Consider the following 16,418-nt stretch of genomic DNA (forward strand, 5'->3'; position numbering starts at 1 on the left):
TGGGGAGGGAAACAACCAGTTCAGTTTATACCTAAATGGGAATCATTCCTATTTAGGTCCGGCAATAGAGAGGTGCCCTTCCCGGTCGGCCGGGAAGGGCACCAGCGTCATCCTCCGTTGGGTTGTCCCAGGCGCCGGATTCCCGTGGCCTGGGTGGCGTCCCGGATCTCGCCCACGAGCTGCTCGATGACGTCCTCCAGGAAGAGCACTCCCTGCGTATTGCCGTCAGGACCGATGACCCGGGCAAGGTGCGAACCTGTCCGCTGCATGACGTACATCGCCTTTTCGATCTCGTCATCCAGGGCAAGGTTCGCCAGCGACCGGATGCGGCTTTCGGCGATGGGAAGCCCGTACGCCTGCTCCGGGATGGACAGGACGTCCTTCACGTGCAGGTAACCGTAAAGCATGTCCTCATCATCAAGCATCGGGAACCGGGAGAAGCCGGTGCGGCTGACGGCCTTCTCAAACTCCACCGGAGTGGTGGCGGCCTTCAACATGACCAGATTCCCGAGCGGCACCATGATGTCAGCGGCGGTGTGCTCCGAAAATTCCAGGGCACCGTTAATCAGCCCGGCGTCGTCGTCCACCAGGCCGTGGCGGGTGGACTCCTGGACGATGGACTGCACCTCCTCAAGGGTGAACGAGGAGTTCACCTCGTCCTTGGGCTCGATCCGCAGCAGCTTGAGGATGTGGTTTGCCGACCAGTTGAGGACGGAAATCACCGGGTGCACCAGCCGGGCGATGAACATGAGCGGCGGCGCCAGGAACAAGGCCGCCTTGTCCGCTACGGACACCGAGATGTTCTTCGGCACCATCTCGCCGAAGGTCACGTGCAGGAACGTCACCAGCATCAGTGCCACGGCGAAGGCCGCCACGTCGGCCACCTCCACGGGCAGTCCCACCATTTCCAGCGGGTAGGCCAGCAGGTGGTGGATGGCAGGTTCTGCCACCAACAGGATCAGCAGCGAACAGACTGTGATGCCGAGCTGTGCACACGCCAGCATGAGCGACACGTTTTCCATGGCCTTCAGGGTGGTTTGCGCGCGTTTGGAGCCGCTCTCCGCGAGGGGCTCGATCTGGCTGCGCCTCGCAGACATGACAGCGAATTCGGCTGCCACGAAGAAGGCATTTCCCAGGAGCAGGACGCCCAGCCAGAGGATTCCGGCCCAGTCGCTCATCGTTCAATCCTGTCGCTGGTGTCCATGGTCCCGGCTTCCGGACCGGCCGGCCGGAAGCAGATCCGGTCGATCCGGCGGCCGTCCATCCTGGTGACGCTAAGGGTTCCGCCGCCAACCGGTACGGTGTCCCCCACCGCGGCGATCCGGCCGAGCTCGCTCATGACATAGCCGCCCACGGTTTCGTAGGCTGCTTCGTCAGGGACCGTCAGTCCCGGAATCTGTTCGGACAGTTCATCCGGACGGAGCAGTCCCGGGAAGTACCAGTCGCCGGACGCGCTTTGCAGCAGACCCGGGCGGACCTTGTCGTGTTCATCAGCCACTTCACCGACGATCTCCTCCACCAGGTCCTCCAGGGTTGCGATGCCCGCGGTCCCGCCGTACTCGTCCAGGACGACGGCGAGCTGCAGGTTCCCCTCGCGGAGCTCGGCGAGCAGGGCGTCAAGGTGGATGGTCTCGGGGACCCGGAGCACCTCTGTCATGATGGCGCCGGCTTCCAGGTTTTGCCGGCGCTCGGACGGAACCGCCACGGCCTTCTTGACGTGGACCAGGCCGCGGATATCGTCCGCGGAGTCACCGATGACGGGGAACCGTGAGTACCCCGTCCTGCGTGCGGCAGCCACGATGTCAGAAACAGGCTGGTCCGCGTCGATCGTTTCCACCCGGATGCGCGGCGTCATAACGTCCGCTGCCGTCCTGGTGGAAAAGTTCAAGGTGCGCGCAATGAAGTTGGCCGTGCCGGCGTCGAGCGTTCCCATCGCCGCCGAGCGGCGGACCAGCGAAGCAAGCTCCGCCGGGGTGCGTGCCCCGGAGATCTCTTCCTTGGCCTCCAAGCCGAAAACGTTGAGCACTTTGTTGGAGAAGCCGTTGAGCACCACAATCGCCGGCTTGAAGATGGCAGTGAAGATCAGCTGGGGCCGCGCCAGGGCCTTACCTACGGGGAAGGACAAGGCGATGGCCATGTTCTTGGGAACCAGCTCGCCCAGGAGCATCGAGAGCAGGGTGGCAATCACCATTGCCAGGACCAGCGAGATGGACGCCACGGCCACGTCGGGAAGTCCGACGGCGGCCAGCGGGGCTTCGAGGAGCCGGCCCACCGAGGGCTCCATGACGTAGCCCGTGAGCAGGGTGGTGAGGGTAATGCCCAGCTGGCAGCTGGAGAGCTGCGTTGACAGGGATTTCAGGCAGGTGAGCAGGGCAACGGCGCCGGTGTCGCCGTCGTCCACCGCGCGCTGGACGGTGGGCTGGTCCAGGGCGATGAGGGAGAACTCAACGGCAACAAAGAAACCTGTACCGGCGATGAGCAGCAGGCCTGCTGCAAGGAGTAGCCATTCCATTCAGCATCCCGCCTGGAGGGCGTCGAGCTGTGCAGCGGCCTTACGCGGATTGCGGATGCTGGAATATCTGCCCGGCGGAGGATGGTCGGCAGGAACCGACGCTCTTTCCTTGCGGGCTGCGGCCGGCTTGGCCGCTGGTGGGTGATGGGCGCGTGTTCGGGGTTTGCCGGCTCTGCGGGTGGACTGTGCGGCGCTGTTCTTCGTGCTCCGCTGACAGCCCCCAGGCCGGCACCTAGATTTACTGTCCATAAGAATTTCAGTCTACAGGAGCAGGTGGCCTGTCCCGGCGGGCGAAGGACGGGCTGGAGCGGCGGATTCCCTTACCCACAAACCGTCCGTTGAGACGCCTCCGGCCGCCATATTCCGCCCTTGGCGCGTCACTTCATGATTTGGGTCACCCTTATTGGCAGTTAAGACGACATGCTCACTAGACTTGCAAACGTCTGGGTTCAGAGGACGCAGAGACTGGTTCGAACGTAGTGCTGAAGCACCGTGGGGCCGGAGAGAAATCAAACTCATGGAAGAGGCGTATTTCAAGTGCCAGAGCAGCCAAGCCACCGTCTACCAGAGGAATTTGGCGGAAACGAGTGGCTCGTTGACGAACTGTACGAGCAGTACCAGCAGGACAAGAACGCTGTGGATGCCAAGTGGTGGCCGCTGTTTGAATCGTTCGACTCGGGCAGCAGTTCTTCTTCCAACGGAAATTCGGGACAGGCCACGGCCAACCCTCCCACCCGGCAGATGCCCATCGTGAACGCGGCTCCTGCAGCACCGGCACCGTCGCCGGCCGCAGCTCCGGCCGCTCCGCCGGCCGCTGCTGCGCCCGCCCCGGCACCGGTGAAGAAGGCTCCCGCCACCGTAGCCCGCGACGGCGGCAAGAAGACCGAGGGCGCTACCGGATCCCAGCCGATCCCCGCGCAGCTGCCCAAGAACGTCAAGGCCCCCACCGCTCCCGAGGAAGACGTCGTCTCCGTCCTCCGCGGACCGGCCAAGGCGATTGCCACGAACATGGTCACCAGCCTCGAGGTGCCCACCGCCACCAGCGTCCGGGCCATTCCTGCCAAGCTGCTGATCGACAACCGCGTTGTCATCAACTCCAACCTTGCCCGTGCCCGCGGCGGCAAGGTCTCCTTCACGCACCTCATCGGCTACGCCGTGATCCGTGCCCTGTCGCAGTTCCCCTCCATGAACGTGTACTACGACGAGGTGGACGGCAAGCCTTCGGCTGTCCAGCCCGCCCACGTCAACTTCGGCATCGCCATCGACATGCCCAAGCCCGACGGGACCCGCCTGCTGATGGTTCCGAACATCAAGAAGGCCGAAACCCTTAACTTTGCCGAGTTCTGGCACACCTACGAGGACCTCATCAAGCGTGCCCGCAACGGCAAGCTCACCGCAGAGGACCACCAGGGCACCACTGTTTCACTGACCAACCCGGGCGGCATCGGCACCGTCCACTCGGTACCCCGCCTCTCCAAGGGCCAGGCCGCCATCATCGGCGTCGGCGCCCTTGACTACCCCGCTGAATTCCAGGGCGCCAGCGAGAAGATCATCGCCCAGAATGCCATCAGCAAGGTCCTTACGCTCACGTCGACGTACGACCACCGCGTCATCCAGGGTGCCGGCAGCGGCGAGTTCCTGAAGCTCGTCCACCAGCTCCTGCTCGGGGCACAGAACTTCTACGACGAGATCTTCGAAGCCCTCCGGATCCCGTACGAGCCTGTCCGGTGGAGCGCCGACAAGCAGGTGGACCCGGCCGACGAAATCAACAAGGTGGCCCGGATCCAGCAGCTGATCCACTCCTACCGCGTCCGCGGACACCTGATGGCGGACACCGATCCCCTCGAATATGTTCAGCGCAAGCACCCTGACCTGGACGTCCTGACCTATGGGCTCACCCTGTGGGACCTGGACCGTGAATGGCCCACCGGTGGCTTCGGCGGCAAGCCGCAGCTGAAGTTCCGCGACATCCTGGGTGTCCTGCGTGACGCCTACTGCCGCACCACCGGCATCGAATACATGCACATCCAGGAGCCTGCCGAGCGCAAGTGGTTCCAGGACCAGCTGGAGCACCCGTACTCCAAGCCGAGCCGTGAAGAGCAGCTCCGGATCGTTTCCAAGCTGAACGCCGCGGAAGCCTTCGAAACGTTCCTGCAGACCAAGTTCGTGGGCCAGAAGCGCTTCTCCCTGGAGGGTGGCGAGTCCCTGATTCCGCTGCTTGACGCGATCATGTCCGACGCCGCCGACGACGGCCTCGACGAAGTCGCCATCGGCATGGCCCACCGTGGCCGCCTCAACGTGCTCACGAACATCGCCGGCAAGACCTACGCACAGGTGTTCCGCGAGTTCGAAGGCACCCAGGACCCCCGCTCCGTCCAGGGTTCCGGCGACGTCAAGTACCACCTGGGTACTGAGGGCACCTTCACGTCGGACAACGGCAAGGAAACCAAGGTCTACCTGGCCGCCAACCCCTCCCACCTGGAGGCCGTTGACCCCGTGCTCGAAGGCATCGTCCGTGCCAAGCAGGACCGCCTGGACCAGGGTGAATCGTTCCCCGTCCTGCCCATCGTGGTCCACGGCGACGCCGCCTTCGCAGGCCAGGGTGTTGTCGCTGAGACGCTCAACCTGTCCCAGCTGCGCGGCTACCGCACCGGTGGAACCATCCACATCGTGGTCAACAACCAGGTGGGCTTCACCACCGCCCCGTCCTCTTCGCGTTCCTCCACGTACTCCACGGATGTCGCCAAGATGATCCAGGCACCGGTCTTCCACGTGAACGGTGACGACCCCGAGGCTGTGGTCCGCATCGGCCAGCTCGCCTACGAGTTCCGCCAGCGTTTCCACAAGGACGTTGTCATCGACATGGTCTGCTACCGCCGCCGGGGCCACAACGAGGGCGACGACCCCTCGATGACCCAGCCGCTGATGTACAACCTCATCGAAGCCAAGCGCTCCGTCCGCAAGCTGTACACCGAATCCCTGATCGGACGCGGCGACATCACCGAGGAAGAAGCAGAGCAGCTGCTCCGCGACTACCAGGAGCGGCTGGAACGCGTCTTCGCCGAGACCCACGCAGCGCAGACGTCCCCGATCCCGATTGTCACCGCAGACTCCGCTGCAGTATCGGACATCGAGCGGCCCATCGCCCAGCAGTCCGACTCCAGCATCAGCGCCCCGGCCTCCACGGCCATCTCGGCGGAGACGCTGGCCCGGATCGGCAAGGCGCACGTGGAGATCCCCGAGGGCTTCACGGTCCACGCCAAGCTGAAGCAGCTGCTCGAGAAGCGTGAGCAGATGTCCCGTGAAGGCGGCATCGACTGGGGCTTCGGCGAGATCGCGGCCTTTGGCTCACTCATCATGGAAGGCGTTCCCGTACGCCTTGCCGGCCAGGACTCCCGCCGCGGTACCTTCGTGCAGCGCCATGCCGTGTTCCATGACCGCGCCAACGGCAAGGAATGGCTGCCGCTGGGCAACCTTTCCGATGACCAGGCCAAGCTGTGGATCTACGATTCGCTGCTGTCGGAATACGCGGCCATGGGCTTCGAATACGGCTACTCGGTGGAACGGCCGGACGCGCTGGTCCTCTGGGAAGCCCAGTTCGGTGACTTCGTCAACGGCGCCCAGACCATCATTGACGAGTTCATCTCGTCGGCCGAGCAGAAGTGGGGCCAGCGTTCCTCCCTGGTGCTGATGCTTCCGCACGGCTACGAAGGCCAGGGCCCGGACCACTCCTCCGCCAGGATCGAGCGCTTCCTGCAGCTGTGTGCTGAAGAGAACATGATCGTGGCGAACCCCACCACGGCTGCTTCGCACTTCCACCTCCTGCGCCGCCAGGCGTACAGCCGTCCGCGGAAGCCGCTGATCATCTTCACGCCGAAGCAGCTCCTCCGCCTGAAGGCCGCTGCATCATCGGTCGAGGACTTCACCACCGGCACGTTCCGCCCGGTCATCCCGGAGCATGAGCAGCTGGCGGCAGACGCCGTCGAACGCGTCCTGCTGGTCTCCGGCCGCCTGTACTACGATCTTCTGTCCACCCGGCAGAAGACCGGCGACAAGACCACCGCGATCGTCCGCGTGGAGCAGCTTTACCCGCTGCCGCACGCCGAGATTGCCGCGGAACTTGCCAAGTACCCGAACGCCGAGGTTGTCTGGGCCCAGGACGAGCCTGCCAACCAGGGACCGTGGCCGTTCATCGGCCTGAACCTGCCGGACGCCCTTGACCGCCGGGTGCGCCTGGTGTCGCGTCCTGCGTCAGCCTCTACGGCTGCCGGTTCCATGAAGCGGCACGCCGCGGAGCAGGATGTTCTGCTGAAGCAGGCATTTGCACGGAAGTAAGCAGTAAGGCTGCCCGGCCGGACGTCGAAATACCAGACTCCGGCCGGGCAGTTCTGTTTAATGGATGGACAGCGCCGCCCCGTTATCCCGCATCCGCGGCGCCACGGTGGCAGCGGCCAGTCAGGACCGAAGTAAAGAGGATCGTGTGGAAGACAGGAAGCTGCGTATTGCGGCTGTAGGAGATGAACTGCTCGCCGGACTGGGAGATCCCCGGGCGCTCGGCTGGCTGGGCCGCGTCCTTGCCCGCACTCCCCAGGACGGCATGCTGATGGAAAGTTATGCCCTCCCCTGTCCACAGGAAGGGACGGAGGGTCTGGCCGCGCGCTGGCTGGAAGAAGCGGGGCGGCGGTTCAGCCCGCAGGCGGAAAACCGCCTGGTGATCGGGCTATCCGGCCGGGACATCGAGTTCGGCCTGTCCACTGCACGGAGCCGGCTCAACCTGGCAAACATCCTGGACTCGGCCTCGCAGAACCGGATCGAGGTTTTCGTCGTGGGGCCGCCGCCCACTTTGGATCCGGCGCAGAACCGCCGGTTGGATGAATTGAACACCGCCTTCGCGGATGTCACCACCCGCCGGAAGCACCTGTACGTCGACACGTTCTCGCCGCTCCTCAATCACGAGCAGTGGCGTCAGGACCTCGCGGCAAACGGTGGGACTCCCGGCCAGGCCGGGTACGGGCTCATGGCGTGGCTGGTGCTGCACCGTGGCTGGTTCCAGTGGCTCAAACTGGACGCACCCGCCTAAACCACTCGCGATATATCTTGACCACCCCTTCCGGCAGCGGTACCGTTGGAAGCCTACACACGATATATCGCCTTTTGGAGGGGCCATGTCTGAGCAGAACTGGACTGTCACCAGCCCGCAAACCATCGACGTCGACGGCGTGACGTCGTTGAAGCTGGGCATGGTCCGCGGGCGGTTCGACGTCGTGACCCACCAGGAACCCGTTGCCCGCATTGAGATCACCGAGGTCCGTGGAGACCCCGTGGCAGTTTCCATCAGCAACGGCAGGCTGGAAGTCCGGCACCAGCTTCACGGTGCCCAGGGCTGGTTCAAGAACCTCATGGGAGCGGTGAGCCACAACAGCGAGAACTCGGCCGTGATCAGCATCGCCGTTCCGGAGAACGTTGACGTCGAAGCCGGAATCGTCAGTGGCGACGGCCTGGTCTCCGGGGTTACCGGCAATACCCGGCTGAATACCGTCTCCGGCTCCGTCATGGCGAACGGCACAGGCGGAGAATTGCATGTCAACACCGTCAGCGGAGAGGTTGCTGCCCGGAACCACGCCGGCGTCCTGACCGCCAAGAGCGTTTCCGGGGAGGTGACGGCCTCCGGCCGCTTCACCCATGTCCGGGCAAACACCGTCAGCGGGCACCTGAGCTTCGACCTGCAGGACTTCACGCACGACTTTGGCTCCAACTCGGTTTCCGGCGACCTCACCGTCCGGCTGCCGCACAATGTAGGCGTGGACATCGTGGCCAAGTCTGCCAGCGGGGCCGTGGTCATCGACGACCAGCACTATGCGCAGGTGGGCGGAAAGGTGGAGACCATTGCAGGCCCTGACGGGCAGCTCATGCTGGTCCGGACGAACTCCGTCTCCGGCAAGACATCGATCTTCCACAGCCCGACGCCCGGAAATGCGGAAGCGGCGAACTGATGCCGCCGGTATTCGCGCACGGTGCTTTGCGCCTGTACCTCCTGGCGCTGCTTGAATCAGGCCCCAAGCACGGCTATGAGCTCATCAAGGCCCTCAAGGACCGTTTTGGCGGCACCTACTCCCCCAGCGCCGGCACCATCTACCCCCGCCTCGGAAAGCTCGAGGAGGAGGGCCTGGTGGCCACGGAATCAGCCGGCCGGCGCACCAACTACCGCATCACCGCCGCGGGCCTGGCCGAACTGGACCGGCGGCGCGACGAGCTGGCCGGGGTGGAAAACGACATTTCAGCCTCGGTCCGCCGGCTGGCCGATGACCTGCGGGAGGACATCCGCAGCAACATGCGCGGCCTCCGTGCCGACCTGGCCGCAACGGCGGAAGCTGCCCGTGCCACTACGCTGGCGGCGGACTTCCGGCTTCCGGGCGGACGGGGCCCCGTGGTGGGCCAGCGGTCCCTTAAGGAAGCGGAAATGATGCTCCAGGAGTTTCGCGACGATGTCCGCACTGAACTCAGGCTGGCGGCCCGCACCCAGCCTCTGAGTCCTGTCACCCTGGAAACCATGAGGACGGTGCTGGAGCAGGCCCGCATCGCTATCCGGAACTCCCTGCACTCCTGAGCCCGGCGGCGTGGATGCGTCCAAGCGCAGGTCATGCGGCGGTTCCCGGTTCGCGGGCGGTCTGATGATGTGCGAGACTTGAGGGCAGCTCTTTTGAGTACCAACAGTAAGGAGGCCAGCTATGAGCAAGCGTGCACGCAAGCGTCGTGACCGTAAGCGTGGCGGCGCGAACCACGGGAAGCGCCCCAACACCTAGGCAAATGCCAGGGACTACGGTTCAAGCAAAGACCCCGGAAGCCATTCGGCTTCCGGGGTCTTTGCTGTCCAATGGCAATTGCGGCGGCTGGATCCTGGCAGCGCCTGGACTTAGGCGTCCACCGGCTTGATGGCGTGGATGCGGTCCAGAATGGCGTTCTTCAGGTTTTCCGGAGCTGCTTCGGTGCAGGAGCGCTTGACCATGTTGCGGATGACGCATTCAAGGTCGTACTGCTCCGTGCATTCCGGGCAGTCGTCAAGATGGTTCTTGATCTCCGTAATGTCCTCGCGGGTCAGCGCTCCGTCGAGGTACTCGTAGATGCGTTGCATCCGGGTGTCGTCGCAGTCGCCCAATCCCTGGCAGTCGCTCATTTCCTGTTCTCCTGTTGTGTGCTTGCAGCCGTGTCCTGTGAATCCGCGGCCGTTTTGAATCCCCGCTCGGCGGCGTACTCCGCGAGCATGTCCCGCAACATTTTCCGGCCGCGGTGGAGCCGGGACATCACGGTGCCGATAGGCGTGTTCATGATGTCTGAAATTTCCTTGTACGCGAACCCCTCGACATCAGCGAAGTAGACCGCAAGGCGGAATTCTTCCGGGATGTCCTGGAGCGCACGCTTGACGTCCGAATCCGGAAGGTGGTCCAGCGCCTCAGCCTCAGCAGAGCGGAGTCCACTGGAGGTGTGCGATTCTGCCCGCGCAAGCTGCCAGTCCTCGATGGTGTCCGAGTTGGACTGGAGGGGCTCACGCTGCCGCTTGCGGTAGAGGTTGATGTAGGTGTTCGTCAGGATGCGGTACAGCCATGCCTTCAGGTTGGTGCCCGGCTTGTACTGGTGGAACGCTGAGAACGCCTTGGTATAGGCCTCCTGGACGAGGTCTTCGGCGTCCGAAGGATTCCGTGCCATCCGCATCGCGGCGGAGTACAGCTGGTCAACGTACTGCATGGCGTCGCGTTCGAACCGCAGCCGGCGCTGTTCGGATGTTTCCGTGGAAACATCCACCACGTTTTCGGTGGTTTCAGCTCCGGGTTGTGGGGCCTCAGCCGCTTCGGACGCGGACGCCGCATCCGCGGCGCCCTTCACTTCGTTATTCGAAGCCTCATACATGGCCGACACGGCCGGATCCAGGGTGCTCATTGCCTTCAAGTCTACTGTCAGGCTGCGTGCACGCGGCGAGCCATACTCCGGAGGTTCCACCTCCAGGGAGCTCATTGCCACGGGGCCTGCCGCTTCGATTCCGTCCAACACCCGCCTCAAGGCCCAGCTCCGCTCATTGTTTTCGCACTTTGACTCGTGACCCGACCTTCGCGGACCCGTTTGGCATAACCCCTGCCCTTGGGCAAATATTCCCCAAAAGTGCAAGACTAGGACGGACTCCGCCGTTCACGACGCGGTTCGTCCATCCAGGAGGAAATCCATGTCCTTTGTCCGCACGCTCGCCCGGCCCATGCTGGCTTCCAGTTTCGTTCTTGCCGGCGTGGATAAGCTCAAAAACGCTGACGATACAGCGCAGCAGCTCTCCCCCCTGCTCCGCAAGGCCGCGGCATCGCTGCCGTTCCAGGCTGACGAGAAGATGCTTGCCCGGGTCATCGGCGGAACGCAGGTGGGCGCAGGCGTCCTGTTTGGGCTGGGCAAGTTCTCCAGGCTTTCGGCCACCCTGCTGACAGTCATTTCCCTGCTCAACACCTTCGTCGAATGGCGCAGCGCGGACATCAGCAGCAAGGAAGGCCGCGAGACGCGCCGCAACCAGCTGCTGAAGAACCTGTCCCTGAGCGGCGGCGCCCTGCTTGCCTCCGTGGACACCGCAGGCAAGCCGGGGCTGGCCTGGCGCGCCGAGCACCTGGCCGCCGATGCCCGGAAGGGCGCCTCGCACTTTGCTGCGGATGCCAGGAAGACCACGAACAAGAAGCTGTCGAAAGCGGACAAGGCCGTGCGCCGCGCCGTGGAACAGGCCACGGGGGCATAAGCACGAATGACCGCTGCAGCCGCCACCCGGGACGACTCCGGAGCTCCTGTTCCCCATTGGCCCGCACCTTTCGCCTCGCGGCCCGTTGATGCCACCGTCACGGTTCCCGGTTCGAAATCACTGACCAACAGGTACCTCGTCCTCGCGGCGCTGGCCGATGGTCCGTCCCGCCTGCGGGCTCCCCTGCACTCCCGCGACTCGGCCCTGATGATCGAGGCCCTCCGCCAGCTCGGTGCCCGCATCACTGAAGTGCCCGGTGACGGCGCCTTTGGGCCGGACCTCGAGGTGGTTCCGCTGGGACAGGACACGGCTGCGCCCCTCACCAGGATCGACTGCGGCCTCGCGGGCACGGTGATGCGGTTCGTCCCGCCGCTCGCGGCCCTCCGCAACGGGGACAGCGTGTTCGACGGCGATCCGCACGCCCGCAAGCGGCCAATGGGAACCATCATCGAAGCGCTCAAGGCGCTGGGGGTGGGCGTATCCGCGGAAGGCGGCGGCGCCCCGGCGTCTCTGCCGTTCGTGGTGGAAGGCACCGGGGAAGTCCGCGGCGGCCACCTGGTCATCGACGCGAGCGCTTCCTCCCAGTTTGTCTCCGCGCTTCTGCTGGTGGGGGCGCGGTTCACCGAGGGCCTCCACCTGGAGCACGTGGGCAAGCCGGTGCCCAGCCTGGACCACATCAACATGACGGTCGCCGTCCTCCGTGGCGCCGGCGTGTCCGTTGATGATTCAGTCCCCAACCACTGGGTTGTCTCACCGGGGCCCATCCGCGCTTTTGACCAGCGGATTGAGCAGGACCTTTCGAATGCCGGGCCGTTCCTCGCGGCAGCACTGGCTTCGGGCGGAACGGTCCGGATCCCGGGCTGGCCTGAGCAGACACAGCAGGTGGGTGACCTCTGGCGCAGCATCCTGGCCGAGATGGGCGCCGAGGTGACGCTGTCGGACGGCGTCCTGACGGTCACCGGCGGTTCGGAGATCAAGGGCGCCGACTTCGCCGATACCAGCGAGCTGGCGCCCACAGTGGCGGCACTGTGCGCCCTGGCCACCGGCCCCTCCCGGCTGAGCGGCATTGCCCACCTGCGCGGACACGAGACGGACCGCCTGGCCGCGCTGGTGACAGAGATCAACCGCCTTGGCGGTGACGCCGAGGAGACCAGCGACGGCCTGGTCATCCGCCCCGCACGGCTGCACGCCGGCGTCGTACGCAGCTATGCGGACCACCGCATGGCTACCGCGGGGGCCATCCTGGGCCTGGCTGTCGAAGGGGTGCAGGTGGAGGATATTGCCACCACGGCGAAGACCATGCCTGATTTCCCGCGGCTGTGGGCGGACATGCTTGCCCAGGGCGGCGCATCCGAAAAGGAGGCCGACGCCGGGGCGGAAGGTTCCAGCGGTGGCGCGGCGAACTGACTCGTGGGACGAATCGGACGTCCGCATCCGGCCCAGCAAGAAGGGCTCCCGGCCCCGCACGAAGGACCGGCCCAGCCATGACGACGCCGTCACGGGCCGCATCATCACCGTGGACCGGGGCCGCTACACCGCCGTGGTGGGCGAAGATTCCGGCAACGAACGCACGGTGATTGCCGCGCGGGCCCGCGAGCTGCGGCGCTCCCCCGTGGTGGCCGGTGACTTCGTTTCACTGGTGGGGGACGTCTCCGGCGAACCCGATACCCTGGCCCGGCTGGTGAAAATCCAGGACCGGAAGACCCTCCTGCGGCGCAGCGCCGATGACACCGACCCTGTGGAGCGGGCCGTGGTGGCAAACGCGGACCAGCTGGTGATCGTGGTGGCGGCAGCCAATCCCGAGCCGCGCACCGGCTTCATCGACCGGGCGCTGGTGGCAGCATACGACGCCGGCATCGAGCCGATCCTGCTCGTCACCAAGGCCGACGTCAAGGACCCGGCGGAGCTGCTGTCCAACTACACGCACCTGGACTTCCCGGTGATCATCAGCCGCACCGCCGATATGAAGGCGTCCGGCATCGATGCGCGGTCCGACGACGGGCTGTCCGCCCGGCTGGACAGCGCAGCGGTCGCCGAACTCAGGGCCCACCTCGACGGGAAGGTCACGGTCATGCTGGGGCACTCCGGCGTCGGGAAGTCGACCATGGTCAACGCGCTTACGGGTGCGGAAAGGGCCACCGGCGGAGTGAATGCGGTGACCGGGCGGGGCCGGCACACATCGTCGTCGGCCCTGGCTCTGCGGCTTGCGGACGCCCCTCCCGGCAGCTGGATCATCGACACCCCGGGCATCCGGTCCTTCGGACTGGCGCACGTGGATCCGGACCGGATCCTGCGGTCCTTCCCGGACCTATCGCCGGGCATCGATGACTGCGAACGCGGCTGCAAGCACACTGCCACGGCGGTGGACTGCGGCCTGGACGCCTGGGTGGCCGGAGGCCATGCGGGTCCCACCGGCGAAGCCCGGCTTGCGTCCCTGCGGAGACTCCTCGGAGCGGATCCGCGCATGGAAGCGCAGGAGACCAAGGAGCTCGGCAGCGTCAACTGACAACGCCGATCTCCCAGCAGAACCGCCCGCAGACGGTAGTTTGGAACCATGATCCAACCCGCTTCGAGCTACAACGATGACCTGCGCCTGGCCCACGTCCTGGCCGACTCCGTGGATGACCAGACCATGAGCCGCTTCAAGGCACTGGACCTCCACGTGGAGACCAAGCCTGACCTGACGCCGGTCACCGATGCGGACAAGGCAGCGGAGGAAGCCATCCGCGGCCAGCTCTCCCGTTCCCGTCCACGGGACGCAGTACTCGGTGAGGAGTTTGGCAGCACCGGCCACGGCTCGCGCAGGTGGATCATCGATCCCATCGACGGCACCAAGAATTTTGTCCGCGGCGTGCCCGTGTGGGCAACCCTTATTGCCCTCGTTGACGAGGGCGAGCCGGTAGTTGGCGTGGTCAGTGCCCCGGCACTGGGCAAGCGATGGTGGGCGGCCAAGGGCATGGGCGCCTACATGGGCCGTTCACTTGCCGCGGCCACCCGGTTGCGGGTGTCCGACGTCTCCAGCCTGTCCGACGCTTCACTGTCATATTCCAGCCTGGGCGGATGGAAGGAACGCGGAAACCTTGACGAGTTCCTTGGCCTGACCGAGGACGTCTGGCGGACCCGCGCCTTTGGCGACTTCTGGTCCTATTGCATGGTGGCAGAAGGGTCGGTGGACATCGCCTGCGAACCCGAGCTCAACCTCTACGACATGGCGGCCCTGGTACCGATCGTGGTGGAGGCGGGTGGCCGCTTCACGTCGCTGGAGGGCGAGGACGGTCCGTTCGGCGGCAACGCCCTGGCCACCAACTCCATCCTGCACTCCGAGGTGCTGCAGCGGTTGAACCCGGGCCTCGACGACCTTCTCTGACCCCGGCCCCAACACCACCTGACCGAAGAATCGACGGCGGGCGCCCCGAAAGGAGGCGCCCGCCGTCGTTTTCTTCGGCTAGATACGCCTTTTGCGACGGCGCGTAACAAAAGCCTTAACAATTGCGCCGGCTTCAAACCTGGCCGCCCCATGTTCTACGCTCTTAACCAGGTCACGAGTGCCAGCGCAAAACCCCGGTTTGCTGGCCGGCAACCCTCCATTCGCGGTGGGGTGCCCCGGGTGACGACCAGGCCGGTCCGGAGCGGATGCGGCAAGCGCGGATTCCTCTATGCCGGAGTCCTGTTCTGAAGTGAGGTCTCTGTGACAACTGCCACCGTCTCCCCCAACGCCGACATCACCACCAAAGCTGCAACGGCCCTCGACGCGCGCCAGGCGATCGCCGGCCGCCCCCTCGCCGCCGTCACCGGCGCGGAAATCCAGGCGCCCCTGATCGCCGGCGGGCATGTCCGGTACGCCAACCTCGACTATGGCGCGTCTGCCCCCGCCCTCTCGGTGGTGTCCGCCTACCTCAACGAGATCCTGCCGTACTACGCCAGCGTCCACCGCGGCGCCGGGTACGCCTCGCAAATCAGCACCTCCGTGTACGAGAACGCCCGCAGCATCGTCCGCGATTTCGTGGGCGGCCGGCCGGATGATTCCGTCATCTTCACCAGGAACACCACGGACTCACTCAACCTGCTGGCCGGCTGCCTGCCCGTCGCTGACGGACGCCATGCCGGTGACGTCCTGTACCTGGACATCGAGCACCACGCCAACCTGCTGCCCTGGCAGGGAGTACCCCACCGCAGCATCGTTGCCGCCGACACCATCGCGGGAACCATCGAGGCCGTCCGCGCTGAGCTGGAGCAGGGCGGCGTGAGCCTGCTGGCAATCACCGGTGCCTCAAACGTCACCGGCGAGATCCTTCCCGTCCGCGCCCTGGCAACGCTCGCCCACCAGCACGGCGCACGGATCGTGGTCGATGCCGCCCAGCTGGCGCCGCACCGCCGCATTGACATCAGCGCGGACGACGTCGACTACGTCGCGTTCTCCGGCCACAAGCTCTACGCGCCCTTCGGCGCCGGTGTCCTGGTGGGACGCCCTGACTGGCTCGACGCCGGTGTTCCACACCTTGCCGGCGGCGGCGCCGTCAAGGAAGCAAGGCTCGACGGCGTCAGCTGGGCAACAGGCCCCGCCCGCCACGAGGGCGGCTCCCCCAACGTCCTGGGCGCGGCCACCCTTGCCCGCGCCACCCAGGTCATCGCCGGGTTGGACCAGGACCGCTGGCACGCGCACGAGTCCGCCATCCGCTCGTTCCTGGTGGAGGGCCTGCAGGACATCGACGGGGTCACGGTCCACCAGATCTTCAAAGACACCAACGCGGACACGGACACCATCGGTGTGGTCAACTTTTCCGTCGAGGGCTACGACGCAGGGCTCGTTGCCGCGTACCTTTCCGCTGAGCACGGGGTGGGGCTGCGGGACGGGCGCTTCTGCGCGCATCCGCTGCTGAAGCGGCTGGGGCTTCCCTCCGGGTCCCTTCGTGCCAGCTTCGGCCTCGGTTCCAGGCTCGAGGATGCCGAGCGGCTCCTGGCAGGCATCGCCACCCTCCGCCGCGACGGGCTGGGCTGGGACTATGTGGTGGACGCCGGCCGCTGGGTTCCCGCGAACGACACCCGCACCTACCCGCACTGGGCTCCGAACACGCCGGGAACCGCGGGGGCTGCTCCCTGCATTGACGACTGACCGTCGCCAGCGGCTGACCGGCCGTGCCC

General features: G+C 65.6%; 14 protein-coding genes and 1 riboswitch. Of the genes, 10 read left to right on the plus strand and 4 right to left on the minus strand.

The window, feature by feature from the left end; genetic code table 11:
• Positions 1-107: 107 nt before the first annotated feature.
• Together DXK94_RS11225 and DXK94_RS11230 are read right to left on the minus strand one after the other, a co-directional pair.
• Positions 108-1,178, minus strand: coding sequence for a hemolysin family protein (locus DXK94_RS11225; RefSeq protein WP_115525057.1), 1,071 nt, complete (start codon positions 1,176-1,178; stop codon positions 108-110).
• Complete coding sequence (locus tag DXK94_RS11230) at positions 1,175-2,512, minus strand: hemolysin family protein (RefSeq protein WP_115525058.1); 1,338 nt, start codon at positions 2,510-2,512, stop codon at positions 1,175-1,177. The genes DXK94_RS11225 and DXK94_RS11230 overlap by 4 nt, the downstream gene beginning before the upstream one ends.
• 537 nt (positions 2,513-3,049) lie before the next feature.
• Here DXK94_RS11230 and DXK94_RS11235 point away from each other — a divergent pair.
• The 5 genes from DXK94_RS11235 to DXK94_RS21945 all read left to right on the plus strand — a co-directional run bounded on the left by DXK94_RS11235 (position 3,050) and on the right by DXK94_RS21945 (position 9,315).
• On the plus strand, positions 3,050-6,847 hold the full coding sequence (locus DXK94_RS11235; RefSeq protein WP_115525059.1) for a multifunctional oxoglutarate decarboxylase/oxoglutarate dehydrogenase thiamine pyrophosphate-binding subunit/dihydrolipoyllysine-residue succinyltransferase subunit: 3,798 nt from the start codon (positions 3,050-3,052) through the stop codon (positions 6,845-6,847).
• A gap of 145 nt (positions 6,848-6,992) precedes the next feature.
• Complete coding sequence (locus DXK94_RS11240; protein WP_176156864.1) at positions 6,993-7,592, plus strand: GDSL-type esterase/lipase family protein; 600 nt, start codon at positions 6,993-6,995, stop codon at positions 7,590-7,592.
• An 85-nt stretch (positions 7,593-7,677) separates the two neighbouring features.
• The gene (locus tag DXK94_RS11245; RefSeq protein ID WP_115525060.1) at positions 7,678-8,505 is read left to right on the plus strand and encodes a DUF4097 family beta strand repeat-containing protein; all 828 of its coding nucleotides are present in this window, start codon (positions 7,678-7,680) and stop codon (positions 8,503-8,505) included.
• On the plus strand, positions 8,505-9,119 hold the full coding sequence (locus DXK94_RS11250) for a PadR family transcriptional regulator (RefSeq protein ID WP_079597638.1): 615 nt from the start codon (positions 8,505-8,507) through the stop codon (positions 9,117-9,119). Before DXK94_RS11245 ends, DXK94_RS11250 begins: the two co-directional genes overlap by 1 nt.
• Positions 9,120-9,240: 121 nt before the next feature.
• Positions 9,241-9,315 (plus strand): 50S ribosomal protein bL37, encoded by a 75-nt coding sequence (locus DXK94_RS21945; RefSeq protein WP_369299106.1) that lies wholly within the window; start codon positions 9,241-9,243, stop codon positions 9,313-9,315.
• 110 nt (positions 9,316-9,425) lie between these two features.
• Here the strand turns inward: DXK94_RS21945 and rsrA are convergent, their stop codons facing one another.
• Positions 9,426-9,686 carry a mycothiol system anti-sigma-R factor gene (gene rsrA, locus DXK94_RS11255; RefSeq protein ID WP_079597637.1) on the minus strand — a complete coding sequence of 87 codons (261 nt, stop codon included), beginning with the start codon at positions 9,684-9,686 and terminating at the stop codon, positions 9,426-9,428.
• Positions 9,683-10,522, minus strand: a complete 840-nt coding sequence (locus tag DXK94_RS11260) for a sigma-70 family RNA polymerase sigma factor (RefSeq protein ID WP_115525275.1) — start codon at positions 10,520-10,522, stop codon at positions 9,683-9,685. The genes rsrA and DXK94_RS11260 overlap by 4 nt, the downstream gene beginning before the upstream one ends.
• Positions 10,523-10,727: 205 nt before the next feature.
• On the opposite strand from DXK94_RS11260, the gene DXK94_RS11265 reads away from it, so the two are divergent.
• From DXK94_RS11265 to DXK94_RS11285, 5 genes are all read left to right on the plus strand, one after another.
• Positions 10,728-11,276 carry a DoxX family protein gene (locus tag DXK94_RS11265; protein ID WP_115525061.1) on the plus strand — a complete coding sequence of 183 codons (549 nt, stop codon included), beginning with the start codon at positions 10,728-10,730 and terminating at the stop codon, positions 11,274-11,276.
• A gap of 6 nt (positions 11,277-11,282) precedes the next feature.
• The gene (aroA, locus tag DXK94_RS11270) at positions 11,283-12,683 is read left to right on the plus strand and encodes a 3-phosphoshikimate 1-carboxyvinyltransferase (protein WP_115525062.1); all 1,401 of its coding nucleotides are present in this window, start codon (positions 11,283-11,285) and stop codon (positions 12,681-12,683) included.
• A complete protein-coding gene (locus tag DXK94_RS11275; RefSeq protein WP_115525063.1) occupies positions 12,667-13,782 on the plus strand; it encodes a ribosome small subunit-dependent GTPase A in 1,116 nt (371 codons plus the stop codon). The genes aroA and DXK94_RS11275 overlap by 17 nt, the downstream gene beginning before the upstream one ends.
• A gap of 48 nt (positions 13,783-13,830) precedes the next feature.
• Positions 13,831-14,643 (plus strand): histidinol-phosphatase, encoded by an 813-nt coding sequence (gene hisN, locus DXK94_RS11280; protein ID WP_079597633.1) that lies wholly within the window; start codon positions 13,831-13,833, stop codon positions 14,641-14,643.
• Positions 14,644-14,813: 170 nt separating this feature from the next.
• A riboswitch (SAM riboswitch) is annotated at positions 14,814-14,927 on the plus strand.
• 37 nt (positions 14,928-14,964) lie between these two features.
• Positions 14,965-16,389: an aminotransferase class V-fold PLP-dependent enzyme gene (locus DXK94_RS11285; RefSeq protein ID WP_115525064.1), complete on the plus strand. Its 1,425-nt coding sequence runs from the start codon at positions 14,965-14,967 to the stop codon at positions 16,387-16,389.
• Positions 16,390-16,418 lie beyond the last annotated feature (29 nt).

It is taken from the genome of Arthrobacter sp. RT-1, assembly GCF_003367205.1.
Lineage (GTDB): Bacteria > Actinomycetota > Actinomycetes > Actinomycetales > Micrococcaceae > Arthrobacter.